At 70.6% G+C, this 21,180-nt stretch carries 23 protein-coding genes; 14 read left to right on the top strand and 9 right to left on the bottom strand.

The window, feature by feature from the left end:
- Positions 1-37 precede the first annotated feature (37 nt).
- The gene (locus Q3Y56_RS14540) at positions 38-910 is read right to left on the bottom strand and encodes a hypothetical protein (RefSeq protein ID WP_304462352.1); all 873 of its coding nucleotides are present in this window, start codon (positions 908-910) and stop codon (positions 38-40) included.
- A gap of 164 nt (positions 911-1,074) precedes the next feature.
- The gene (locus Q3Y56_RS14535; protein WP_304462351.1) at positions 1,075-1,710 is read right to left on the bottom strand and encodes a hypothetical protein; all 636 of its coding nucleotides are present in this window, start codon (positions 1,708-1,710) and stop codon (positions 1,075-1,077) included.
- Between the two features lie 359 nt (positions 1,711-2,069).
- Here Q3Y56_RS14535 and Q3Y56_RS14530 point away from each other — a divergent pair, with 359 nt between their 5' ends.
- From Q3Y56_RS14530 to Q3Y56_RS14470, 13 genes are all read left to right on the top strand, one after another.
- On the top strand, positions 2,070-2,816 hold the full coding sequence (locus tag Q3Y56_RS14530) for a hypothetical protein (protein WP_304462350.1): 747 nt from the start codon (positions 2,070-2,072) through the stop codon (positions 2,814-2,816).
- A gap of 198 nt (positions 2,817-3,014) precedes the next feature.
- Positions 3,015-3,845 (top strand): hypothetical protein, encoded by an 831-nt coding sequence (locus Q3Y56_RS14525; RefSeq protein ID WP_304462349.1) that lies wholly within the window; start codon positions 3,015-3,017, stop codon positions 3,843-3,845.
- Complete coding sequence (locus tag Q3Y56_RS14520) at positions 3,842-5,149, top strand: CpaF family protein (RefSeq protein ID WP_304462348.1); 1,308 nt, start codon at positions 3,842-3,844, stop codon at positions 5,147-5,149. The genes Q3Y56_RS14525 and Q3Y56_RS14520 overlap by 4 nt, the downstream gene beginning before the upstream one ends.
- A gap of 4 nt (positions 5,150-5,153) precedes the next feature.
- Positions 5,154-6,233 (top strand): type II secretion system F family protein, encoded by a 1,080-nt coding sequence (locus Q3Y56_RS14515; RefSeq protein ID WP_304462347.1) that lies wholly within the window; start codon positions 5,154-5,156, stop codon positions 6,231-6,233.
- Positions 6,230-7,162: a type II secretion system F family protein gene (locus Q3Y56_RS14510; RefSeq protein WP_304462346.1), complete on the top strand. Its 933-nt coding sequence runs from the start codon at positions 6,230-6,232 to the stop codon at positions 7,160-7,162. Before Q3Y56_RS14515 ends, Q3Y56_RS14510 begins: the two co-directional genes overlap by 4 nt.
- A gap of 44 nt (positions 7,163-7,206) precedes the next feature.
- Positions 7,207-7,458 (top strand): hypothetical protein, encoded by a 252-nt coding sequence (locus Q3Y56_RS14505; protein ID WP_304462345.1) that lies wholly within the window; start codon positions 7,207-7,209, stop codon positions 7,456-7,458.
- A gap of 145 nt (positions 7,459-7,603) precedes the next feature.
- Positions 7,604-8,158 (top strand): TadE family protein, encoded by a 555-nt coding sequence (locus Q3Y56_RS14500; protein WP_304462344.1) that lies wholly within the window; start codon positions 7,604-7,606, stop codon positions 8,156-8,158.
- The gene (locus tag Q3Y56_RS14495; protein ID WP_304462343.1) at positions 8,155-8,667 is read left to right on the top strand and encodes a TadE/TadG family type IV pilus assembly protein; all 513 of its coding nucleotides are present in this window, start codon (positions 8,155-8,157) and stop codon (positions 8,665-8,667) included. Before Q3Y56_RS14500 ends, Q3Y56_RS14495 begins: the two co-directional genes overlap by 4 nt.
- On the top strand, positions 8,664-9,191 hold the full coding sequence (locus Q3Y56_RS14490) for a Tad domain-containing protein (protein WP_304462342.1): 528 nt from the start codon (positions 8,664-8,666) through the stop codon (positions 9,189-9,191). Before Q3Y56_RS14495 ends, Q3Y56_RS14490 begins: the two co-directional genes overlap by 4 nt.
- Before the next feature lie 126 nt (positions 9,192-9,317).
- On the top strand, positions 9,318-12,314 hold the full coding sequence (locus Q3Y56_RS14485) for a BTAD domain-containing putative transcriptional regulator (RefSeq protein WP_304462341.1): 2,997 nt from the start codon (positions 9,318-9,320) through the stop codon (positions 12,312-12,314).
- Positions 12,315-12,481: 167 nt separating this feature from the next.
- On the top strand, positions 12,482-13,135 hold the full coding sequence (locus Q3Y56_RS14480; RefSeq protein ID WP_304462340.1) for a hypothetical protein: 654 nt from the start codon (positions 12,482-12,484) through the stop codon (positions 13,133-13,135).
- Entirely contained in the window at positions 13,132-14,160 is a 1,029-nt protein-coding gene (locus tag Q3Y56_RS14475; protein ID WP_304462339.1) for a hypothetical protein, read from the top strand. Before Q3Y56_RS14480 ends, Q3Y56_RS14475 begins: the two co-directional genes overlap by 4 nt.
- A 247-nt stretch (positions 14,161-14,407) precedes the next feature.
- Complete coding sequence (locus tag Q3Y56_RS14470) at positions 14,408-14,770, top strand: SH3 domain-containing protein (protein WP_304462338.1); 363 nt, start codon at positions 14,408-14,410, stop codon at positions 14,768-14,770.
- Here Q3Y56_RS14470 and Q3Y56_RS14465 read toward each other — a convergent pair.
- Genes Q3Y56_RS14465 through Q3Y56_RS14455 form a run of 3 tightly spaced genes read right to left on the bottom strand, consistent with a single transcriptional unit; the run spans position 14,758 to position 16,213 of the window.
- Positions 14,758-15,147: a signal peptidase I gene (locus tag Q3Y56_RS14465; protein WP_304462337.1), complete on the bottom strand. Its 390-nt coding sequence runs from the start codon at positions 15,145-15,147 to the stop codon at positions 14,758-14,760. The two genes, Q3Y56_RS14470 and Q3Y56_RS14465, sit on opposite strands and share 13 nt — an antisense overlap.
- Before the next feature lie 5 nt (positions 15,148-15,152).
- Positions 15,153-15,347, bottom strand: a complete 195-nt coding sequence (locus tag Q3Y56_RS14460; RefSeq protein ID WP_304462336.1) for a DUF397 domain-containing protein — start codon at positions 15,345-15,347, stop codon at positions 15,153-15,155.
- 11 nt (positions 15,348-15,358) lie between these two features.
- The gene (locus Q3Y56_RS14455) at positions 15,359-16,213 is read right to left on the bottom strand and encodes a helix-turn-helix transcriptional regulator (protein WP_304462335.1); all 855 of its coding nucleotides are present in this window, start codon (positions 16,211-16,213) and stop codon (positions 15,359-15,361) included.
- 228 nt (positions 16,214-16,441) lie between these two features.
- On the opposite strand from Q3Y56_RS14455, the gene Q3Y56_RS14450 reads away from it, so the two are divergent.
- Positions 16,442-16,858: an ATP-binding protein gene (locus Q3Y56_RS14450; protein WP_304462334.1), complete on the top strand. Its 417-nt coding sequence runs from the start codon at positions 16,442-16,444 to the stop codon at positions 16,856-16,858.
- A gap of 214 nt (positions 16,859-17,072) precedes the next feature.
- On the opposite strand, the gene Q3Y56_RS14445 is transcribed toward Q3Y56_RS14450, so the two are convergent.
- From Q3Y56_RS14445 to Q3Y56_RS14430, 4 genes are all read right to left on the bottom strand, one after another.
- A complete protein-coding gene (locus Q3Y56_RS14445; RefSeq protein ID WP_304462333.1) occupies positions 17,073-17,336 on the bottom strand; it encodes a hypothetical protein in 264 nt (87 codons plus the stop codon).
- A gap of 343 nt (positions 17,337-17,679) precedes the next feature.
- On the bottom strand, positions 17,680-19,377 hold the full coding sequence (locus tag Q3Y56_RS14440; RefSeq protein ID WP_304462332.1) for a transporter: 1,698 nt from the start codon (positions 19,375-19,377) through the stop codon (positions 17,680-17,682).
- Positions 19,374-20,150 carry an ABC transporter ATP-binding protein gene (locus Q3Y56_RS14435; RefSeq protein ID WP_304465610.1) on the bottom strand — a complete coding sequence of 259 codons (777 nt, stop codon included), beginning with the start codon at positions 20,148-20,150 and terminating at the stop codon, positions 19,374-19,376. The genes Q3Y56_RS14440 and Q3Y56_RS14435 overlap by 4 nt, the downstream gene beginning before the upstream one ends.
- Positions 20,151-20,249: 99 nt before the next feature.
- Positions 20,250-20,921 carry a bifunctional DNA primase/polymerase gene (locus Q3Y56_RS14430; RefSeq protein WP_304462331.1) on the bottom strand — a complete coding sequence of 224 codons (672 nt, stop codon included), beginning with the start codon at positions 20,919-20,921 and terminating at the stop codon, positions 20,250-20,252.
- Between the last annotated feature and the right edge of the window lie 259 nt (positions 20,922-21,180).

The raw sequence follows: 21,180 nt of genomic DNA, 5'->3' as shown, positions 1-21,180 counted from the left end.
CCAGGGTGCCGGTGCTGGTGCCGGTGGCCTCGCGGACTCAGCGGTTGATGGACTGGACTTCCTGGACGGTGATGTCCGTGGTTGTGCCGAAGCTGCCGCTGGGGAGCTTGCCGCCCTCGCCGGTGGTGCTCGTCCAGGAGATCTCCCAGGTGAGCGTCGCCTTGAGCTTGTGCGGTCCGGAGTTGGCGGTGGAGCGGAGATAGGTGACCCCGCAGGGCGGCGTCTGGCCTTCCTTGTCCTCGGAGTACGGCGTGCCGATGCTGCCGTCCTTCTGGTTGATCGGGCAGGAGCCGGAGGCGGGGTGCACCTCAGCGTCCTTGGTGCCGGGTTCCAGGGTGAGGGAGACGGGCTTGGCGGTGGTGGTCGCGGAGAGCCCGGTATCGGGGAGGCTGGCGGTGACGGAGACCGGCTTGAACCTGGCCTTGTCGAGCCAGACCCAGGTGTCGACGTTGACGGTCTGCTTGCCGTCGGGGCTCATGGTGATGTCGGTGTCGGGCACCGGGAGCTCGTCGTACGCGTACTGGGCGAGGATCTCGGGCGAGACGGCGAGAGGTTCGTCGGGCGTTTGCCCTTCATCGACCCAGAAGGGCGGCTTGTCGCAGGACATCGCCTCGGGGTCGTCCTTGCGGGCCGGGTTGATCACCGAGGTCCAGAACATGCCCTTGCCTTGCTTGGCCATGTTGTAGTCCTCGTACTTGTCCGTCTGGAAGAGGGCCTTGTACGCCTTACTCATGATGGGGCCGATGTTGAACGGAAACTTGGACTTCTCCAAGCCTTCGATCAAGGACTTGACTTCCTTGGGGGAGAACTTCGGCTCGTACCAGCAGGCGGGAGGCGTCCAGTTGGTGTCCTTGGGGGTCAGGGCGCCGGACTTGCCGGATCCTGGATTTCCATTGACGGTCTTCTTCACGCCGGACACCTGTACCTCGGCCGCTACCGAAGGTCCATTCGCGGTCCCTTTGCCACTTCCCCGGTGGCCGCCAGGAGCCTTGCCGCCTGCGACAGCAGTCGACGGAATCACTGCTACGGCCAAGGACAAGGCGACGACTGTGGCCTTGCGCGGCGGCGAACTGATCAAGGCTGGCACTTCTTGGAAGCCTCCTCTGAGATGACGTTGGACGACTGCCACACGCCCAACTTGTTCTTCTCCATGCGTTCGCTGTAGAAGGTGTAATCGCTGGGGGAAGGCGATGCTTTCGTCACCTTCTTCGTCTTGCGGTCTTTGCTGTACGCCTTGCTTTCGTCGCCACAATAAGTGACGACCGCTGCCCCATCCTTGACGAAGGTGACCTTACGGTCGTAGTAGCGAGTAACGCCGACGAAGGTCGTGTCGGCAGCGTAGAAGCTCTGGATGTATCGCGTAGCCTCAACCAGGGCGCTGCCCTTTGAATAGAACTTGAGGCCGAGGTGGTCACCCTTGCCCTTAGTGATGGCTTCGTCGATGGAGTTGATGGCACGCTCGTTGTCGGCCAGCACCGCGTCCTGCTTCGGGTCCCCGGTCTGCTTGGGCTCGAAGACGTTCTTCACGTCACCCGGAAGCTTGATCTCCGGCCGCTTGATCCCGTCCCCCGGCGCCGTCGTGGTCGGTGCCGCCGCCGTCGGAGTGTTCTTCGCGCCGTCGATCTTGTCCTTGCCGTCGGACTTCGAGTCACCGCCGCACGCCGTCAGGGCCAGTGATGCGGCGGTCAGGAGTGCTGCCAGGCTCGCCATCGTGCGTGTGTGCGTTTTCAACTTCCCTATCTCCTATGGGCGTCCGATTGGGTGTCCGATAAGCAAAGTCCATCGATGATGGCACGGATGGCTGACAGGCGTCGGACGGCATCAACGCCTGTGGATAAGTGGAGGCGGGGGGTCGAGCCCCTGGCGGAGCATGGCTGGAACCCGCGCGCCTTGAGGCGTTTATGTGCCCCTGATACGGTGCGATGACTTGACAGTCCTCGGTTCGGCGACCTAAGAGCGCAGGGGCGTGCATCGGGCACGTGAGTCGCGTGAGTCGCGCGAGTGGGGCTGCGGCGGGGCTGTAGCGGGGTAAATCCCTGAATTCGGACATTACTTGCGGGAGCGTTGGCGTGAAGATCCAGGAGCGCACGGGGGCGGCGCACGGCAGGGGGAGCTCGGCGCCGGCTCAAGGGGTCGGGGAGCGGTTGCCGTCCGCGCCCCGTGAGCGCAAGCCTGCACTGGCCGCGTTGGCGGTGCTGCTGATCCTCGTCGGCGCGCTGGGCGCGACCGTGCTCGTGCTGCGGGCCGGCGACCGTATCGAGGTCGTGAAGATCACGCAGGACGTGACGGCCGGGAAGAAGATCCCCGATTCCGCGATGGAATCCGTTCTCGTCGCCGAGGATTCCGGCATCGACTATGTGAAATGGGATCAGCGGGACGCCATCGCGAAATACCGTGCCACCAAGGACATCGTGGCGGGTTCGCTCCTCGTCGGTCCGATGCTGACCGAGGACTCCAAGGGCCTGCCCGACGGCAAGGTGCTCGTGGGCCTCTCCCTCAAGGCCGGGCAGTACCCCAAGGACCTGGCGCAGGGGGACACCGTCACCGCCTTCCGGGTGAGCGACGCCGACAACAAGGGCGGTTCGAACGGCTCCGCCGGGTCCTCCGGCGCCTCGGGCGGATCCGGTGGCGGCGCCGACACCATGCTCGCGCCGACGGCCAGGGTGCAGGACGTCGGTGACGGCAACAGCGGTGACATCGGCAGCACCGATCTCCCCGTCTCCCTGCTCGTGGACAAGAGCCAGGCCGCCACCCTGGTGCAGGCCGCGGCCGCCGGCGAGGTGGCCATCGTCAAGGTCCCCGCGGCCGGCGAGTGACCCCGTACCACGTACGCGGCAGCCGGGCGGCAGCTCCGTACCACGTACGCGGCAGCCGGGCGGCAGCTCCGTACCACGTACGCGGCAGCCGGGCAGCCGCTCCGTACCACGTACGCGGCGGCCGAGCGGCCGTACCGCGGATGCCGTCACCGGCACCGTCGCAGGCACCGTCAGAGGGATACGAGGACACGTAAGAACATGGCGCTTATCGCTCTCGCCGCCGACAAGGGTTCGCCCGGCGTCACCACGACCGCCGTCGCGATCTCCGCTGTCTGGCCGCGGCGTGCGCTGCTGGCCGAGGCGGATCCGGCCGGCGGGGACCTGGTGTACCGCGGTGTCGCGGCGCACGGTGGGCCGTTGGACCCCAACACGGGCATGCTGTCCGTCGCCGCCACCGCGCGGCGCGGGCTGGCCGCCGAGCAGCTGTGGGACCACGCGCAGCCGATGTCCGGCGGCCTCGAGGTGCTGGTCGGGCTGGGGACGTCGGAGCAGTCGGCCGGGCTGACCGGGCTGTGGCCGACCCTCGGGCACGCCTTCGCCGGACTCGCCCAGTCCGCGCACGGCCCCGCCGACGTCATCGCGGACTGCGGGCGCGTCGGCGCGGACTCCGTGGTCGTGGACATGTTCCCGCAGGCGTCGCTGGTGCTGCTGGTGGCCCGCTCGGAGCCGGAGAACCTGGCCCGCGTCCGGGACCGTGCCGGGGCGCTTTCGGCCAAGCTGCACGGCGCGCACCGCGGGGCCGCGCAGCTGGGCACGCCGCTCATCGGCGTGCTGCTGATCGCCGACTCCGGGACGGGCGCCAAGCTGGCCGGGCAGGTCAACGACATGCTCGTGGCCGCGCAGTGCGGCGCGCGGGTGGTCGGGGTCATCGCCCACGACCCCGCCGGCGCCGCCCAGCTGAACGGGCGTCGGCGCGGCCGCCTGGACAAGTCGCTGCTGATCCGTTCGGCCCGCAAGGTCGTCGGTGACCTGCATCAGAACTACGGTGCCGCGTGGGCGCAGCCCGGCGGGCCGGGGGCGTACCGATGAGCACGGTCGACCACCAGCTGGTCAAGCGGTTCCGGCAGGACGCGGGCGACCGCATCGCCGAGCAGCGGCGGGTGGACCAGGCGTCGGGCGCGGCACCGATGTCCACCGAGGACGAGCGGCAGTACGCGCGCGCGGTGATCGCCCAGATCCTGGAGGACTACGCCCGTACGGAGATCAACTTCGGGCGTACGCCGCCGGACGCGGAGACCGAGGAGCAATACGCCGCCGCGGTGCACGCCGCGCTCTTCGGCGTCGGCCGGCTCCAGCCGCTGCTGGACGACCCCGATGTCGAGAACATCGACATCAACGGCTGCGACCAGGTCTTCGTGGGCTACTCCGACGGCCGCGAGGTGCAGGGCGAGCCGGTCGCCGAGACCGACGAGGAGCTGGTCGAGCTCATCCAGGTCCTCGGCGCGTACTCCGGGCTGTCCTCCCGTCCGTTCGACTCCGCCAATCCGCAGCTCGACCTGCGGCTTCCCGACGGGTCCCGGCTCTCCGCCGTGATGGACGTGACCCGGCGGCCCGCCCTATCCATCCGCCGGGCGCGCCTCGGCAAGGTGTTCATGGCCGACCTGGTGGGGAACGGGACGCTCACCCCGGAGCTGGGGAACTTCCTCGCGTGCGCCGTACGGGCCCGTAAGAACATCATGATCGCGGGGGCCACGAACGCCGGCAAGACGACGCTGCTGCGCGCGCTCGCGAACGAGATTCCGCCCACTGAGCGTCTGATCACCGTGGAGCGGGCGTTGGAGCTCGGACTCGACCAGTTCCCCGACCTGCACCCGAACGTCGTCGCCTTTGAGGAGCGGCTGCCCAATTCCGAGGGGCTGGGCTCGATATCCATGGCCGAGCTCGTGCGCCGTTCGCTGCGTATGAACCCCTCCCGCGTCATCGTCGGTGAGGTTCTCGGTGACGAGATCGTGACGATGCTCAACGCCATGTCGCAGGGCAATGACGGTTCGCTGTCCACGATTCACGCGAACAGTTCCAGCGAAGTGTTCAACCGTATTTCCACGTACGCGCTCCAGGCCAGTGAGCGGCTGCCCATCGAGGCCAGCCAGATGCTCGTGGCGGGCGCGGTCAATTTCGTCGTCTTCATCGAACGCCGGAACAGCTATCTGCAGGGCGGTCGGCTCCAGCGCATGGTCACCTCCGTACGGGAGGTCAACGGCGTGGACGGCCGCGTCCTGTCGAGCGAGGTGTTCGCGGAGACGGCCGACGGCCGGGTCGTCCCGCACGCGCCCATCTCCTGCATCGACGAGCTGACGGCGTACGGCTACCGCCCGACCGGGACCTGGGGGTGAGGGCATGAACGGCATTTCCTCGATGGGCGGCTTTCTCTCGCTGCCGGTGCTCTACGCGCTGCTGTCCGGCGTCGTCGTCGGCGGCGGCATCGCGCTGCTCGTCGTCGCCCTCCGCGGCCTGCCCGCGAAGCCGGCGCACGAGAAGGCCAAGGCGAGCGAACGGTCCGCCGAACTCGCCCGGTTCGTCAGCCGGCGCGGCTCGCTCGCCGTCGGCGTCGGCCTGGTCGTCCTGCTGCTGACCCGATGGGCGGTCATGGGCGCCGCCAGCGCCGTCCTGGTCTTCTTCTGGGACCGGCTGTTCGGCGGCGCCGCCGAGGAGCGGGCCGCGATGCGGCGCGTCGAGGCGCTGGCCGCCTGGACCGAGTCGCTGCGCGACACCATCGCGGGCGCGGTCGGCCTGGAGCAGGCCATCCCGGCGTCGGCGCGGGCCGCGGCCCCGGCCCTGCGTCCGCACCTGGACGCCCTGGTGGACCGGCTGCGCGCGCGTACGCCGCTGCCCGACGCGCTGCAGCACCTGGCCGACGAGATCGACGACGCCTCGGCCGACATCATCGTCGCGGCACTGATCCTCAACGCGCGGCTGCGCGGCCCCGGTCTGCGCGAGGTGCTGGGCGCCCTGGCCAAGTCGGCGCGTGAGGAGGTCGACATGCGGCAGCGGGTCATGGCGCAGCGCGCCAGCACCCGGCGCAGCGTGCAGATCGTCATCGCGGTGTCGGTGCTGTTCGTGCTGGGCCTGTCGATCTTCAACCGGGACTTCGTGAAGCCGTACGGCACGGCGGTCGGGCAGCTCGTACTGGCCTGCGTCTGCGGGCTGTTCGGGCTCGGCTTCTGGTGGCTGCGCAAGCTGTCCAGCATCGAGACCCCGGACCGCTTCCTGACCCGGGACGAGCCCGCCGTGCAGTTCGTACGGCCCCGGTCGGGGCAGGGGCCGGGGCAGGAGGCGGCCGGGGCGCAGGCGGCGCCGCACGGCTATGCAGGACCGGCCGCGGGCGGCGGACCGGCGGGTGCGCCGGGCGGCGGCCGTGGCGGCGGACCGGCCGCGTACGGTCCCGGATCGCGTGAGGGGGAGGTGACGCCGCGATGAACAGCAGTCTGACCGCGCCGGTGCTGATCGGTGCCGTCTTCGGACTCGGTGTCTACGTGCTCGTACGGGCGCTGATGCCCCGTAAGCGGGGCGCGGTCGCGCGGGTCGCGCAGATCGACGCGCTGCGGGCGCGCGGCTCGGCGCACGCGGCCGCGGACCGGCAGCCGGCGGGTGACGAGGGCCGGCTCGACTCGCTGCGCTCCCGGGTCGGCGCGCGCGTGGCCGACTTCTATCTGCAGCAGGGCTGGGAGCAGCGGTCGCTGCGGGCCGACCTGAACGTGCTGGAGCGCAGTTGGGAGGCGTTCCTGGCGACGAAGGTGCTGCTGGCCGCCGCGGGGCTGTTCTTCGGCCCGTTCATCTTCGCGATCGTATGGACGCTGGGTTTCGGCAGCAGTCCGGTGATCCCGCTGTGGCTGGCGCTGTTCTTCGCGGGCCTGTTCTTCATGCTCCCGGACCTGGAGGTCAAGCGGGACGCGGCGGACAAGCGGCGTGACCTGCGGCGGGTGATCGGCGCGTATCTGGACCTGGTGTCGATGAACCTCGCGGGCGGCCGCGGCCTGCCGGAGGCGCTGATGGCGGCCGCCGAGATCAGCGACGGCTGGGCGCTGCGCCGGGTGCGCAACACGCTGGCGGACGCCCGTATCACGGGGATCAGCCAGTGGCAGGCACTCGGGAACCTTGGCGAGGAACTTGGCGTCGAGGAACTTAAGGACCTTTCTGCCTCGCTGGCACTGGTCGCGGACGACGGCGCCAAGGTGCGTGAGTCGCTCGCCTCGCGGGCCGAAACGATGCGGCACCGGGAGCTGGCAGAGATCGAGGGGAGTGCGGGAGAGAAGTCGCAGTCAATGCTGGTAGCGCAGCTGCTGCTGTGCGCGGGGTTCCTGGTCTTCCTCATCTTCCCCGCGGCGATGCGCGTGTTCCAGGTCTGACCACCCCACCACTTCTTCCCCCACCTGTTTGAGAGGACACCACCATGAACTTCGGATCTCGGATGACCGGCCTGCCGGCCGTGGACTTCCTGGTCACCTTCCTGCGCGGCCGGATCGACCGGGCGCGCTCGGGCGAGCTGGACCGCGGCGCCTCCGCGGTCGAGTGGGTGATCATCTCGGCGGTCGTGGTCGCGATCGTCGGTGTGGTCGCCGCGATCATCAACTCGGCGCTGAGCGACGGCGCGAACAAGGTCGGCGACTGCATCAAGGGCGCCAACGCCGAGAAGACGTGCTGACGTCGTCCGACGCCCTGTCGCACCGTGCTGATGCCGTGCCGCACCGCGCTGACGCCTCGCGGCACCGCGCTGACGCCGTGCCGCACCACACGGACGCTGTGCCGCACTGACCGCTGACCGTCGACCCTTGGACTGAGCTGAGCGCATGAGACGAACGGGTGCCCTGCACCGCGCCGTACGCCGCAGGCTGGACGCCGCCCGCGGCGACGGCGGCGCGGTCGTGGGCGCGGACGGCGGCGTACGGCGCACGAGCGCGGGCCGTACGGGCGCGGGCCGGACCAGCGCGGGCCGGACCAGCGCGGGCCGCACCAGCGACAGTGGCATGACCGCGATCGAGTTCGTGCTGCTCACGCCGGTGCTCTTCTTCCTCATCTTCGCCACGGTGCAGTTCGCGCTGTACTTCTTCGCCGACCACGTGGCCCAGGCCGCGGCCCAGGCGGGCGCCCGCAAGGCGCGCGCGACGGCGGACGAGAATCCGGGCGGCTGGCGCGGCGAGGCGGAGGCCAAGGCCCGTACGTACATCCGCCAACTTGGGCCCCAGTTGCTGATCGGACCGGACGTGAAGACGGTGCGGCCGGAGCAGAACACGGTGGGCGTGCAGGTCGAGGCCAAGGTGCCGACCGTCTTCCCGGGCTTGAACTTCACTGTGCACGCGCGGTCGCAGGGCCCGGTCGAGCGCTTCGTCGAGGACTTCGGATGAGCCGTGGAACGCCGTGTGCGGCGACGAAGGCGGTGACGAAGGCGTCGGCGACGGTGGCGACGACGGCGGCGGCTCGGAATCGGCTCAAGCGCCGGTGGGCCGGCCGCCTCAGACGGCCGGCGGACGCGGGCCTGTCCACCATCGAGGTGGTCATCCTCGCGCCGGTGATGATCCTGTTCATCCTGGTCCTGGTCGCTTTCGGGCAACTGGTGGACGGGCGGGGCGCGGTCGACGGGGCGGCCCGGGACGCCGCGCGCGCGGGTTCCATCCAGCACACCTACGCCGTCGCGATGAGCGAGGCGCGCAAGGCGGCCGAGGCGGATCTCGGCGACGTCTGCAAGGGCGCGGTCACGGTGCGGTTCACCGGCACGGACTTCCAGCCGGGCGGCTTCTTCAAGGTCGAGGTGAGCTGCGAGGTCCGCGGACTGGACATGTTGGGCCTGGGCATCGGCAGCACGGTCAAGGGCCGGGCCGTGTCACCCATCGACCCGCACAAGAGGGCGACATGAGCGGCAGGAAGACGGCCGGAAGGCGCGTCGAGGAGTGGCGGCAGCGGCTGCGCGGAGACGGCCGGGAGTGGCGGCAGCGGCTGCGCGGGGGCGGCCGGGAGCGGCGGCAGGGGCTGCGCGGGGACCGCGGTTCGGGCTCGGCCGCCGTCATCGTCTTCGCCGTCCTGTTCCTCGCGGTGGCCGCGTTCGTCGTGGACGGCGGGATGTCCATCTCGCAGCGCGAACGCGCGGCCGATCTGGCGGAGCAGGCGGCCCGGTACGCGGCGCAGGACCTGGACATCGAGGAACTGCGCCGCAGCAAGGGCGAGCACGCGTACATCCTCTACCAGAACTGCGACGAAAGGGTCCGCACCTTCGCCCGCGAGGCCGGAGACGGCGTCACGTCCGCCCGGTGCACCAGTGCCAGCGCCCAAGCGGTCGAGGTCGAGATCACGCTCACGTACAAACCGGTGCTGACCGGCCTGTTCTACAGCGGCTCCATCACGGTGAGCGGCACCGCGAAGGCCGAGTCGCTGACCGGCTAGCGGACCAGCTGACGACCGGTCGGCGGATCGGCTCGGCCGTACCGGCTGTCAGTGCCCCTGACTACTCTTGTCCTACCAGCATCTGTCGCACCCCCGGCGACCACCGAAGGCATAGGAAGTCCCGCCATGGCGCGCACAGCACGCACCGCACGAAACGCCCCGTCCTCGGGGCCACAGCCGAGGCCGCTGCCCCACAACCCGCAGCGCACGTTCGGCGATTTCGTCAAGGCGTTCCTCGCGTTCATCGCGCTGGCCGTGCTGCTCGTCGGGGTGCCCGGCTCGCTCGCGTACTTCGTCGGCTGGCCGCTGCCGCACGAGATGCCGTCCCTGGACACCGTCCGGGAGCCGATCACGGCCACGGTCTTCATCAAGGTGCTCACGGTCGTCGTCTGGCTGGCCTGGGCCCAGTTCACCGCCTGTGTCCTGGTCGAGGGCAAGGCCGAACTGTCCGGTGTCGGCATGCCGTCCCGGATCCCGGGCGCCGGCCCGAGCCAGCTGCTGGCGCGCCAGCTGGTCGCGGCCCTGCTGCTGGTCGGGGCTAGCGCCGCCAGCCTCGCCCCCGGACTGTCCCAACTGGGCAACGCCTACGACGCCAACCACCGGGGCACGGTCGCCGCCGCCGAGCAGACGCCGGGCGGGGGGAAGGCGGACGTGGACCACCACGCCCAGGGCCCGCGGGCGGTGGACCCCACCGGCGGCGGGGAGCGGGCGGGCAAGGGGGCCAAGGCCGAGAAGAACACGAAGTTCTACCGCATCCAGCCGCCCGAGGGCCGCCATCACGACACCCTGTGGGAGATCGCCGAGCGCCACCTGGACGACGGCCTTCGTTACAAGGAGATCTACGAGCTCAACAAGGACCGGCTCCAGCCGGACGGTTCGAAGCTCTCCCAGGCCAGCCTGATCCGGCCGGGCTGGATCATGGAGATGCCCGCCGACGCGCACGGCGGCGACCTGGTCGAGATGCCGGAGGAGGCGCCGGAGGTCCCGCGCCAGGTGCGCGAGCAGATCCAGGAGTACGACCGCAACAGCCCGCACGGGCACGAGGAGCAGGGCGGCGGTGTCGAGCAGCCCGGGCCGGGCCAGGCCGACCCGGTCGGCGACATCCACACCAAGCCGCCGGTGCAGGAGCAGCCGCTTCCGCAGCCGGGCGAGCAGCAGCCCGGCCAGTCCGGGCAGCCAGGTGAGACGGCCGTGGCCGCCGACTCCGGCGACGAGTTCGGGCTCCCCGAGGCGCTCATCGGCGCGCCGCTGCTGGCGGCCGGGCTGCTCGCCGCGCTCGGGCGCCGCCGCCGCGCCACGCTGTGGCAGGCCGCGCTGTCCGCCGTGGGCCTGGGCAGCGGGATCGACTTCACCCCCACCGGCGTGGCCGCCAACGCACAGGACGCGCTGCTGGTCGGCGCCGACCCCGCGGCCGTACGGGACCTCGACAACGCCCTGCGCGGGCTGTCCGCCAAGCTCGCCGAGGCCGGTCGCGAGCTGCCGGTGGTCTACGCCGCCTGGCTCGCCACCGGTGAGATCCACCTCCAGCTCGCCGCACCCGCGGGCGAACCGCCCGCGCCGTGGCAGCTGGGCCAGGACCAGACGTTCTGGCGGGTCTCGCGCGGCGACATCCGGCCGCGCCCGGAGGACGGCGCCGCCGCCCCGTACCCGGGCCTGGCCAGCCTCGGCACCCTGGACGACGCCCGGCTGCTGCTCAACCTGGAGGCTGTGCCCGGCATCGTCTCGCTCAGTGGCGCCGAGGCGGACCGTACGGCCGTCATGGCGTCCCTCGCCGCCGAGCTGGCCACCAACGGTTGGTCCGACCGGCTCACCATCACGCTCGTCGGCTTCGGCCAGGAGCTCGGCGCGCTCGCCCCCACCCGCGTCCGGCATGTGGACAACGTCGCCGCGCTCGTGGAGACCATGCAGGCGGAGACCCGGCAGCGGCGCGGGGCGCTCGGCGCGGCAGGACATGACTCGGTGCTCACCGGCCGCACCGGCCGTTCCGAGCACACCCAGCACGCGCCGCACCTGGTGCTGCTCGCCGACGAGCCCACCGGCGCGCAGGCGGAGGCCCTCGCCGAACTGGCCGCCGATTCCGGTCGGCTGGGCATCGGCTACCTGATCGGCACGTCGCGCGCCGAACTGCCCGGTGCCACCTGGGCCCTGGAGATCACCGCGGACGGGCGGCTGCGCGCCCCGCTGCTCGGCCTGGAACTGACGGCTCAGCTGCTGCCCGCCGCCCAGCACCGCGCCGTCGTGGAACTGTTCGCCGCGGCCGACTCCGACGCCACGCCCGACCCGGACGGCGCGCCCGGCACCCGCCCGCCGTTCATGGTGGACATCACCGAGCGAGGCCGCCCCGCGGTGTACGCCCGCCTGGTCGGCCCGTACGAGGTCATGGGCCTGGAGACGCCCGAGGACGAGCGCAGCCCGCTGCTGCACGAGGCCCTGGCGCTGCTCCTGCTGCACCGCGAGGGCGTGCACCCGCGCGTGCTCGCCTCGGGCCTGTGGCCGCGCGGCGCCACCGAGGACGTCAGGGACGCGCTGATCGACCGGCTGCGCGGCTGGCTCGGCACCGACCCGGACGGCGCGCCGCGCCTGCGTACGGACGAGACGGGCCGGCTCACCCTGGCCCCGTCCGTGGTCTCCGACCTGGACGTGCTGCGGACCCTGCACTACGAGGCGACCCAGGGTCGGGGCACCCGGCGCGCCCAGCTCCGGGAGCGGCTGCTCACCGACGCCCTGGCCCTGGCCCGCGGCCCGCTGCTGGCCGACCGCCCGGCGGGCCGATACGCCTGGCTCACCCACGAGATCATCGACGCCCAACTGCCGCTGCTGGTCGCGGACGTGGCGCTGGCGCTGGCCGCCCACCACCAGGAGGCATCCGCCCCGGCCCGCGCCATGGAGGTCCTGACCACCGCCCTGACCACCGCCCCGGCCGACGAGCGCCTGTGGAACGAGCTGCTGCGCGCGGCCCACGCCACGGGCGACGCGGACCTGCTGCGGTCCACGGCGGACGGCCTGGTGGCCCGCAACCACGAACTGAACGGCGGCGCCCGCGGCCTCCCGCCCCGCACGGAAGCCCTGCTGGACGAACTCCTGCCCTCGTGGCGCGGCCCGCAGGCAGCAGCGGCGAACTGACCGATTCCGCACGCGGCACGCACATCGGCGGGCCCGTGCGGACCTGGACGCCCGCCGCTCCGGCGCCGATGTTGCGGCCATGACATGGTGAAGGCCACAGCGGAACCGGGCACGACGGAGGTAGCGTCTCTCTTGTCTGAAAACCCCTCTCCCTCCAGGAGTTGCCCGTGGCCCGCCGCCCCCTCCTCACTGCCGCCGCACTGGCCGCGAGCGCGGCCCTGCTGCTGACCGCGTGCGGCGGCGGCAGCGACGGCAAGAAGTCAGACAAGATCGAGGGTGCAGAGGGGGGCGGCATCAAGTCGCCGTCCCCGTCCAAGTCCCCCGAATCCGACCCCATGGCGTCCAAGCGCCCGAAGCTGAAGGGTGAGAAGGGCTTCACAACGGTCTTCGAGGGCTGGACGTCGGACGACCCGAAGGAGAACGCCGTACTGCTGGACGGCAAGTACCAGGCACTGGCGGTGAACTCGGCTATCTTCAAGCAGGACCCTGAGGCACCTGAGGTGGGGTTCTACAACATTGGCCCAGCGCTCGCGAGCGCCCGGGAATGGGTCACCGGGTTCAAGAAGAACGGCGACACCCTGACCGGGACGCTGCGCTACTACGATCCGCGCATCAAGTTCACGTCCGATGATGTCGCGACACTCCGATACTGCACCGATGAGAGCAAGGCGTTCTCGAAGGACATCAAGACGGACAAGATCGACCGCACTGAGCCCTCATCGAAGAGCTATGTGCTCTATGTGACGGGCGTTGTGAAGAACAGTGAGGGAATCTGGCAGACCACCTCGCTGGTATCGCAGAGGGGGAAGTGCCAGCCATGATCAACGGACGTCGATTCGCCGTCACGGTCACGCTCGCGGTGGCCGTCATAGCGGCCTGCGGTACACCGGCCTTCGCGGACATCGGCGGTGGTGGGACCCGGGGCGAGGCGGATGGAACCACCCTGTCGGCTACCGCGACCAAGGTGACCATCACCCGGTCCGGCGGCGGATCCGGCGGCAACACTCGGCTCGCGCCCACCAACAGCAACTGGACGCCACCGGTCTGCTGGTACGAGCCGGTGGCCACCCCGAAGCAGCTCAAGGCCGCCGTCGAGAAGATCGACCCGTACAACGGATCCATCCCCGTAACGCCCTCGGTCAGCTGGGGGCGGGTCAACTTCGAGCGGTTCATGGAGAAGAAGTCCGAGTACAACAAGTACGGGGATTACGCTGTCTCACAAGAGGGCAAAGGCAAGTGGTATCGGGGCGTGATCAACCCCAACCGCAAGGACGAAGTTGAGTGGGATTCCTGCCAGGAGATCATGTTCTTCGCACTTAACGGTGAGAAGCCGAAGGCGGAAACGCTCACCCCCGAAATCCTCGCCGGCTACGCCTACGACGAGATCCGCGTCCCTGACACCAAGGTCACAATGAACCCGTCAGGCAAGCAGACGGTCAACCTGCCGACGTGGATCTGGCTGGACAAGGCGAAGTTCACGCCCGTGACCGTCAAGGCCTCGCTGGGTAAGGACCTGTGGGCCGAGACCACCGCCAAGCCGAAGAGCCTCCACATCGAACCGGGCACCAAGGACGCCGAGGTTTTCCCCGCGTCCGGGGACTGCCCCATCAGCGAGGACGGCAGCATCGGCACCCCGTACACCGAAGGCAAGGGCAAGCAGGACCCGCCGTGCGGCGTGAACTACCTGCGGTCCACCACCGGCGGCGGATCGTTCCAGCTCAAGGCCACCCTGACCTGGGAGATCTCCTGGAAGGGCAGCGGTGGCACGGGCGACAGGCTGCCCGACGGCACCTTCGGGACGACCACCACGGTCACGGTCGGGGAAGTCCAGACGATCAACCGCTGAGCACGCTCCGCGTTCCGCGTTGTCCGGCCTGGTGCGACAACTGTCGCACCAGGCCGGACAAGCAGCCTGGGTGGCTGAGGCCGGCCTGACAGCGGACCGTGAGAAGGCGGTCACGGCATTCACCGAGATCCGGTACACGGATCTGCTCCCGGCATTCGGACTTCCCGGGGGCGAGGAAGTCCAGCGGTGTTAAGGTCGGACCTTAGGCTCTGATCAGGCTGATACAACACAGCGCGGGGGAGATCGCGTGAAGGTTAAAACAAAAGCCTCGATATTGACGCTCACGACGGCACTGACGCTGGCTGGTGGTTTCACCATGGCCCCGAACGCGGCCGCCGTGGGCATGTCTGCATGTCGTTACGACTCATTCGACGTGAGTTTCAAGATCAACACGAATGGCGCGCAATTGCGCAAGGGCCCGGGAAAGCGGTACGAGACGCGCGGCACGCTCTACAAGGGGGATTCGTTCCGCTACTTCTGCCGCACCTGGGCCGGCAGCGGCCCTGACGGCTTCGACCGCAGCTGGTCGTACGGCGAGATCCAGAAGACGACGAAGTCGGGGATCTCGAAGGGGACGCGCGGCTGGGTCTACGGCCGCTACCTGGACTGAGCGGCCGGGCCGGAGGCGTCGTAGCCGGGTACGGACGGCCAGCGGACCGTCAGGACGACGGACTCCTCCTCCGCGTACCAGGAATGGTCGACGCCCTTGCCCCACACGACGTAGTCACCCTGTTCGGCCAGGAGGACGCTGCGGCCGGGGAGTTCGACGCGGAACCTCCCGCTGATCAACACGAGCAGAGCGGTGCGTTCCTCGCCGGTGACCCACCGCTTCCGCTCGTCCCCGCGGGGATGGACGCCCCACTTGATCTCCACGTCCTGGCTGTGCCGGGGATCGCCGGCTTCCTTGAAATGCCCGAGCAGCCACCCGCGGTCGAGGGCGGCGTCGTGTCCCGCGTTGCCGACGTACACGGTGTCATTCCCGCTCATGTCCGTCACGAGGGAGCACCGAATCGGCCCGCCTTTGTGGCGCGTATGAGGGCGCCTATTGCGCGGGGGGTTGTGGCGATGACGACGTCGGGGGCGTCGCTTTCGCGGAGGGCGACCGCGGTTCCGGTGATGGCCAGTTCCACGCATTCGCCATCGGCGTGCGAGAAAGAGGACTTCTGCCAGTCCGGCCGTGTGGACATCGACGGGCCTTTCACAGTTCTCTGATGACTGAGTGGATGAGGTCTCGCGACGCGGACTTGCTGAGGGCCGCGCCCTTCACCGCTTCGAAGAGCATGCGGCATCGCTTGAGGCGCGATTCGGCGTGCAGGAAGTCCATGCCGAGCGCGGTGTCGATCTGCACTGTGTCGAGCTGCGGCACGGGGCCGCCCGTGTAGTGCATAGCATGACCGGAGCCGATCGGGTCTTCGACCTCGAAGGGGATGACTCGCACGGTGATGTTCGGGTGCTCGCTCAGCTTCTGGAGGTGTTCAAGCTGGGCGCGTGTCACCTTCCGGCCGCCGAACCGCATACGCAGTGCTGTCTCGTGGATGAGCGCATCGAACGGCGGTGGCTCATCGCGGTGCAGGATCTTCTGGCGTTCCATCCGATGCGCGAGCCGCGCCTCCATGTCCGCTTGCGGAAGCGGCGGGAACGCATAGGTGAAGACCGTGCGTGCGTAGTCCTCGGTCTGGAACGTCCCGGGGAAGTGCGTGATCTGGATCGTCCGGAGAAACGTGGCGTGGTGCTCCATCTCCGCCAAGTCCCGTAGCGGAGCGGGCAGGATCCCCCGGTAGTCCTCCCACCAGCCCTGCCCTCGCTGCTCGTACGTCATGGCCGCCAGCGCGTCGATGAGCGCCTCGTCGCCGCACTGGTAGAAGGCCGCGAGGCGCCGTAGGCGTTCCTCGCTGACGCCCACGCGGCCTGCTTCGATGTGGCTGATCTTCGCCGGGTCGACTCCGAGCAGCTTTGCCGCATCGCGGGCGCTTACGGCCGCAGCCTCGCGCATCTTGCGCAGCTCCGTACCAAGGCGCTCCTGACGTGCCGTTGGGGTGCTCCTCGGCGGCATGGCTTCCTTCCCTCAGGTCCTACCGAGTGTGACGCCACAGCTTCCCACGGTCCACTTCGTTCGGGGGAGGTTCCTGTTCAAGGTTATTCCGGAGTCATCTTGAACCCTACTATCTGTGGTGCGCGCCACACGTGGCGTAGCGGCAGCGTCTCGCTGTCCAACTGCCGTGTGCTGCTTTGGCGATGCCACCGGCGCGGCAGACTCGTCCCTCACGAGAGAAGTCACCGCATGGATCGACCACACTCGTACACGCTCTACTGCCCGCCCCTCGAAACCTCGCCCCGCATCGCACGCGACTTCGTCCAATCCGCCTTGCGGCGACTGCGGTTGGAGGATGTGGCGCCCGTCGCGGCCTTATGTACATCCGAAGTCGCCACCAACGCGTATCTGCACGCCCCGGGGCTCGGGTCGCTCCTCTGGCTCGCCGTGGAGGTCGGCGAAGTGCGGATCACCGTCTACGACGGCAACCGCGACGAGCCCGTGCTGCGGCCGACGTGCGTGGAGCGCGAGAGCGGGCGTGGGTTGCGGCTGGTGGATGGGCTGGCCGACGCGTGGGGGACCAGCCCGGGTGCGCCGCTCGGGGTGGGTGGGCGGGAGGGCAAGGGGGTGTGGTTCACGCTCGCCACGCCCTCGTGTCTCTCGTAGCCCGCGTACGCTTCGCGGCTCGCACGCACCGCCCGCGTACGCGTCCCGGCTCGCACGCACCGCCCGCGTACGCCTTGCGGCCGGCGGGCACCGCGGCGTACGCATCGCGGCCCGCATGCACCGTCCGCGTACGTACCGAGGTCCGCGTATGGCGAAGGGCCGCGGTCGGCGGTGGGCGCGCCTGACCCGGCCCCTCGGGTGGTGGGTGCTCCGGTCACCCGACGACGAGGCCCACCCCGTCCACCCGGACGGCTTCCCCCGTGGCCGAGGCGTCGATCACGAGGCTCTCGCAGCCGGCGCCCTCGACGATCAGCGAGGCCTCGGCGAGGCCCGTGACCACAGAGGCCGCGAAGCTGAAGTCGATACAGCCGGCGGGGGCGGCGTGGTGGGCCTGGGCCGCGTGCGATGGCGCGGCTCCGGTGAGCATGAGCATTCCGGCCGCGGCGACGGTGGCGCAGGCGGTGAGGATGCGGCGCATGCGATCTCTCCTTGGCGGTGGTGCCGGATGGGCCCTTTGCGGCACATCCGTACGCAAGTGACTGTGTCCACCCGGAATCAGACGGTAACCACCCCTGTGGGTGGGGGAGGAGTGTGCGGCGCGCGGGGTGCCCGCCCCCGCGCGCCGGGCGACCTTGTGCTCCTCCCCCAACCTGTGCATGCCGCCGCCGACGGCAGTACGTGTGTGGCGCCCGCCGCGCCGGCCGCCCACCTAGGCATCGCGCCGCGCCGGCCGTCTACCTGGGTATCGCGCCGCGCCGGCCGTCTACCTGGGTATCGCGCCGCACCGGCCGCCTACCTGGGTATCGCGCCGCACCGGCCGCCTACTTGCTGACCGCCGTCAGGATCTCCGGCAGCCTCTCGGCCACCTTCGGCGCCGCCAGGCGCAGTCCCGCCACCGTCAGCCCCGCGCCGTACGCCAGCCCCAGCGGCAGGACCAGCCACAGCAGGCCGTGTGCGCCCGCCACGTGCAGCCAGATGGTGACGCCGACCACCGGGAGGCACAGGACCGCGCCCAGCAGCATGCCGCCGAAGATGCTCAGCGTGCCCATGGAGGCCTGCGACGGGTGGACGTTCTTGAAGCCGCTGTCCTGCGGGATGGTGTACGGGTAGAGGGCGGAGGACAGGGCTCCGGTGGCCAGCATGGCGCCGAGCAGGGCATACGTCATGCCGAGTGCCTCGGGGAACTCCGCCCACCCGTCGAGCAAGGCCGCCGCGAGGGCCACCACCGCGGTGACGTACGGCACGCCCACCAGCACCAGCGCCAGGGCCCGGCCGCGCAGTTCGAGGTAGGCGTCGCGCGGTCCCGTGATCGTCTGCGCCACCATCCAGAACGCTGAGGTGTCCTGGCCGAACTGGTTGTACATCTGCATGCCCAGCAGCCCGCACGCCCAGCACGCCCCGTAGATGTCCCCGCTGCCCTGGAGGGCGTAGACGACCGGGAGCAGGAGCCCGGCGACCAGCGCAGTGGCCCAGCCGGTCTTCGTCTTCGGATCGCGCCAGGCGTAGCGGAAGGTCCGCTCCATGACCGTGCCCGTACGGCCCGCGGGCAGCAGCCGGGCAAGGCCGCGCGCCCCCGTACCGGCGCCCGCGGCCGTAGCCGCACCCGCGCGCGCACCCGCGCCCTGTGCCGGTTCGGCGGCCTGGAGGGTGGAGGAGTCCGCGGCGGTCATGAGCCGGGTGAGGCTGCGGTGCCACCAGACCAGCAGCAGCACCAGCGCGGCGGCGGTCAGGGCGAGTTGGCCCAGCGCCGTGCCGTACGCGCCGTCGCCGATACCCCACACGGCGTCGATCGCGGCGGCGGGCGGCACCCAGCGCAGCACGTCGGCGGCCGGTTCGAGCGTGGAGAGCCCGTTCTCGCCGGACAGCTTCTGCATGCCGAGGTTCACGAACTGGAAGCCGACGGCGATGATCAGGCCGCTGAGCAGCGCCAGGTCGCGCCCCTTGCGGCTGGTCAGCAGGCGCAGGTTGGCGGTGGCGACGGCGCGGGCCAGGGCCACGCACACCAGCAGGACGAGGACGACGGCGAGCGCGCCGGCGGCCGCGGCGGCGCCGCCGTGCGCGACGGCGACGACCGAGCCGATGGCCATGGTCAGGGTGAACAGCGGGCCGACGCCGATCAGCGAGGAGAGCAGCAGGGCGACCATGAGCGGGCCCGGCCGCAGCGGCAGCATCACCAGTCGGCTCGGGTCGAGGGTCTCGTCGCCGGCGGAGAAGAACAGCGGCATGACGGCCCAGCCGAGCGCCAGGACGGCTATGGCGGTGGTGACGAGCGCGGTCGCGTGGTCATGGCCGCGCAGCGCGATCAGGCCGAGCAGCTGGAGGGCGGTGAACAGGGCCGTCAGCACGATCGAGGTGATGTACGCGGCCCGGCGGCGGCCGTTCTGCCGCAGTCCGTTGTGCAGCAGCGCCAGCTTCAACCGTACGAAGACGGGGACGGTGACGGAGACCGGTACGCCCGAGAAGGACGCGGCGGCCGGGTCCGGGGCGTCGGATATGGAGGTGGGGGAGGACGTGCTCATCGGGCGCCGCCGCCGAGCCAGTCGAGGTCGTGGCCGGCGCCGAGGTCTCCCGCGCCGACCAGGGACAGGAAGGCGTCCTGGAGGGACGGCGCGTCGCCGCGTACCTCGGCCAGCGGCCCGTGCGCGCGGATGCGCCCGGCGGCCATCACCGCCACCCAGTCGCACAGGGACTCCACCAGCTCCATCACATGGCTGGAGAAGACGACGGTGGCCCCGGAGCCGGTGTACCGCTCCAGAACGCCGCGGATGGTCTGCGCGGACACCGGGTCGACGCCCTCGAACGGCTCGTCCAGGAAGAGGACTTCGGGGTTGTGCAGCAGGGCGGCCGCCAGGCCGATCTTCTTGCGCATGCCGGTCGAGTAGTCCACCACCAGCTTGTGCTGGGCGGCCGACAGGTCCAGGACGTCCAGCAGCTGGGTGGCGCGCTTGTCGACCTCGTCGCCCGGCAGGCCGCGCAGCCGCCCGGTGTAGGCGAGAAGCTCGCGCCCGGAGAGCCGCTCGAACAGGCGCAGGCCCTCGGGGAGGACGCCGATCCGGGCCTTGACCGCGACCGGATCGCGCCACACGTCGTGACCGGCGATCTCCACGGTGCCGGAATCGGGCCGGAGCAGACCGGTGACCATGGAGAGGGTGGTGGTCTTGCCCGCGCCGTTGGGCCCGACCAGGCCGATGAACCGGCCGGCGGGCAGCGCGAGATCGACGCCCGCGACGGCGACCTGCTCTCCGTATCGCTTCCACAGCCCGGATATCCGGACCGCGGACTCGTGTTCCATCCCCGTGTTCGCTGTCACCAGTGGTGCCTTTCGACGTGCGCGACCGGGGGCCGGTCGCGCCCCCGTCGCCGCCCACCATACGTGCGGGGAGTGAGGGCGTCAGCGGCCGCGGGACGCCGCCGACTCGCGGCCGCACGCGTACGCCAGCGCGCTGACCAGCTCCTCTGCGTCCGGCAGCCAGCGGTTGCTGACGGTCGGGCGGCGGGCCCACTGGACGGAGCCGCGGGAACCGACCCGGGTCGGCGGCGCCAGCACGTAGTCGCCTTCGCCGTGTGGCACCAGGTCGACCGAGGCCGGCGCCCAGCCGAGCTTGCGCACCATGTCGGGGACCTTCACCGCGGCGCCCGGCAGCACGAAGAAGTGCATCCGGCGGTCCGGAGTGCAGGTGATCGGCCCGAGCTCGATGTTCATCCGCTCCATGCGCGCCAGTGCCAGGAAGCCCGCCGTCTCGGGGACGTCGAGGGCGTCGAAGGAGCGGCCGGTGGGCAGCAGGATCGACGCGCGGGGGGTCTTGCCCCAGATCCGGCGGGCCACGACCGCGCTGCCCGTCGCCTGGGCCGCCCAGTCGTCGCGGGCGGGGTGCGCGCCGGGGGACGGGCAGTCGGCGGCCCCGCAGGAGCAGCGCTCCATGCCCGCCCCGGGTTCCAGCCAGGTGCCGGGGGACACGTCCCAGTGCCGTTCCTCGGCGTAGCGCGCCGCGGCGTCGAGCAGCAGGTCGCCGCGCTGCTTGGGGATCTGCGGAGTTCGGGTGACGTCGATGCTCTCTTCCACGTTCAACTCAACTCGCCGTGCCAGCAAGGGTTACGGTCGCGGGGCGAGTCGGGCGGGGAGCATCGTCAGGTCACACGGGGCGCACGGGTGCATCTTCGGGGGCGCGCGGGCAGCTGCGGCGGCGTGAGCGGGTAGCCACATCGCGTGACGGGAGTCCAGTTGTCCTCCGGCCGTGCTGCGAACCCTCGGCGGCCTTGGGGCTCCCCCGTCCTGGGCGGCATGCGCGATACGGGGCGAACCCGTATGTACGGCACGGGCC

Origin of the sequence: Streptomyces sp. XD-27 (assembly GCF_030553055.1) — a bacterium.
In the GTDB taxonomy this organism is placed as follows: domain Bacteria; phylum Actinomycetota; class Actinomycetes; order Streptomycetales; family Streptomycetaceae; genus Streptomyces.
The sequence above is the reverse complement of the archived record's forward strand: the minus strand, read 5'-3'. Positions and strand labels throughout refer to the sequence as shown.

What these genes read in the sequence shown, in the direction of transcription:
- Q3Y56_RS14535 (WP_304462351.1), bottom strand. Translation starts at nt 1,710, where the DNA reads ATGGCGAGCCTGGCAGCACTCCTGACCGCCGCATCACTGGCCCTGACG.
- Q3Y56_RS14525 (WP_304462349.1), top strand. Translation starts at nt 3,015, where the DNA reads ATGGCGCTTATCGCTCTCGCCGCCGACAAGGGTTCGCCCGGCGTCACC.
- Q3Y56_RS14520 (WP_304462348.1), top strand. Translation starts at nt 3,842, where the DNA reads ATGAGCACGGTCGACCACCAGCTGGTCAAGCGGTTCCGGCAGGACGCG.
- Q3Y56_RS14515 (WP_304462347.1), top strand. Translation starts at nt 5,154, where the DNA reads ATGAACGGCATTTCCTCGATGGGCGGCTTTCTCTCGCTGCCGGTGCTC.
- Q3Y56_RS14510 (WP_304462346.1), top strand. Translation starts at nt 6,230, where the DNA reads ATGAACAGCAGTCTGACCGCGCCGGTGCTGATCGGTGCCGTCTTCGGA.
- Q3Y56_RS14505 (WP_304462345.1), top strand. Translation starts at nt 7,207, where the DNA reads ATGAACTTCGGATCTCGGATGACCGGCCTGCCGGCCGTGGACTTCCTG.
- Q3Y56_RS14500 (WP_304462344.1), top strand. Translation starts at nt 7,604, where the DNA reads ATGAGACGAACGGGTGCCCTGCACCGCGCCGTACGCCGCAGGCTGGAC.
- Q3Y56_RS14495 (WP_304462343.1), top strand. Translation starts at nt 8,155, where the DNA reads ATGAGCCGTGGAACGCCGTGTGCGGCGACGAAGGCGGTGACGAAGGCG.
- Q3Y56_RS14490 (WP_304462342.1), top strand. Translation starts at nt 8,664, where the DNA reads ATGAGCGGCAGGAAGACGGCCGGAAGGCGCGTCGAGGAGTGGCGGCAG.
- Q3Y56_RS14485 (WP_304462341.1), top strand. Translation starts at nt 9,318, where the DNA reads ATGGCGCGCACAGCACGCACCGCACGAAACGCCCCGTCCTCGGGGCCA.
- Q3Y56_RS14475 (WP_304462339.1), top strand. Translation starts at nt 13,132, where the DNA reads ATGATCAACGGACGTCGATTCGCCGTCACGGTCACGCTCGCGGTGGCC.
- Q3Y56_RS14465 (WP_304462337.1), bottom strand. Translation starts at nt 15,147, where the DNA reads ATGAGCGGGAATGACACCGTGTACGTCGGCAACGCGGGACACGACGCC.
- Q3Y56_RS14460 (WP_304462336.1), bottom strand. Translation starts at nt 15,347, where the DNA reads ATGTCCACACGGCCGGACTGGCAGAAGTCCTCTTTCTCGCACGCCGAT.
- Q3Y56_RS14455 (WP_304462335.1), bottom strand. Translation starts at nt 16,213, where the DNA reads ATGCCGCCGAGGAGCACCCCAACGGCACGTCAGGAGCGCCTTGGTACG.
- Q3Y56_RS14450 (WP_304462334.1), top strand. Translation starts at nt 16,442, where the DNA reads ATGGATCGACCACACTCGTACACGCTCTACTGCCCGCCCCTCGAAACC.
- Q3Y56_RS14445 (WP_304462333.1), bottom strand. Translation starts at nt 17,336, where the DNA reads ATGCGCCGCATCCTCACCGCCTGCGCCACCGTCGCCGCGGCCGGAATG.
- Q3Y56_RS14440 (WP_304462332.1), bottom strand. Translation starts at nt 19,377, where the DNA reads ATGAGCACGTCCTCCCCCACCTCCATATCCGACGCCCCGGACCCGGCC.
- Q3Y56_RS14435 (WP_304465610.1), bottom strand. Translation starts at nt 20,150, where the DNA reads ATGGAACACGAGTCCGCGGTCCGGATATCCGGGCTGTGGAAGCGATAC.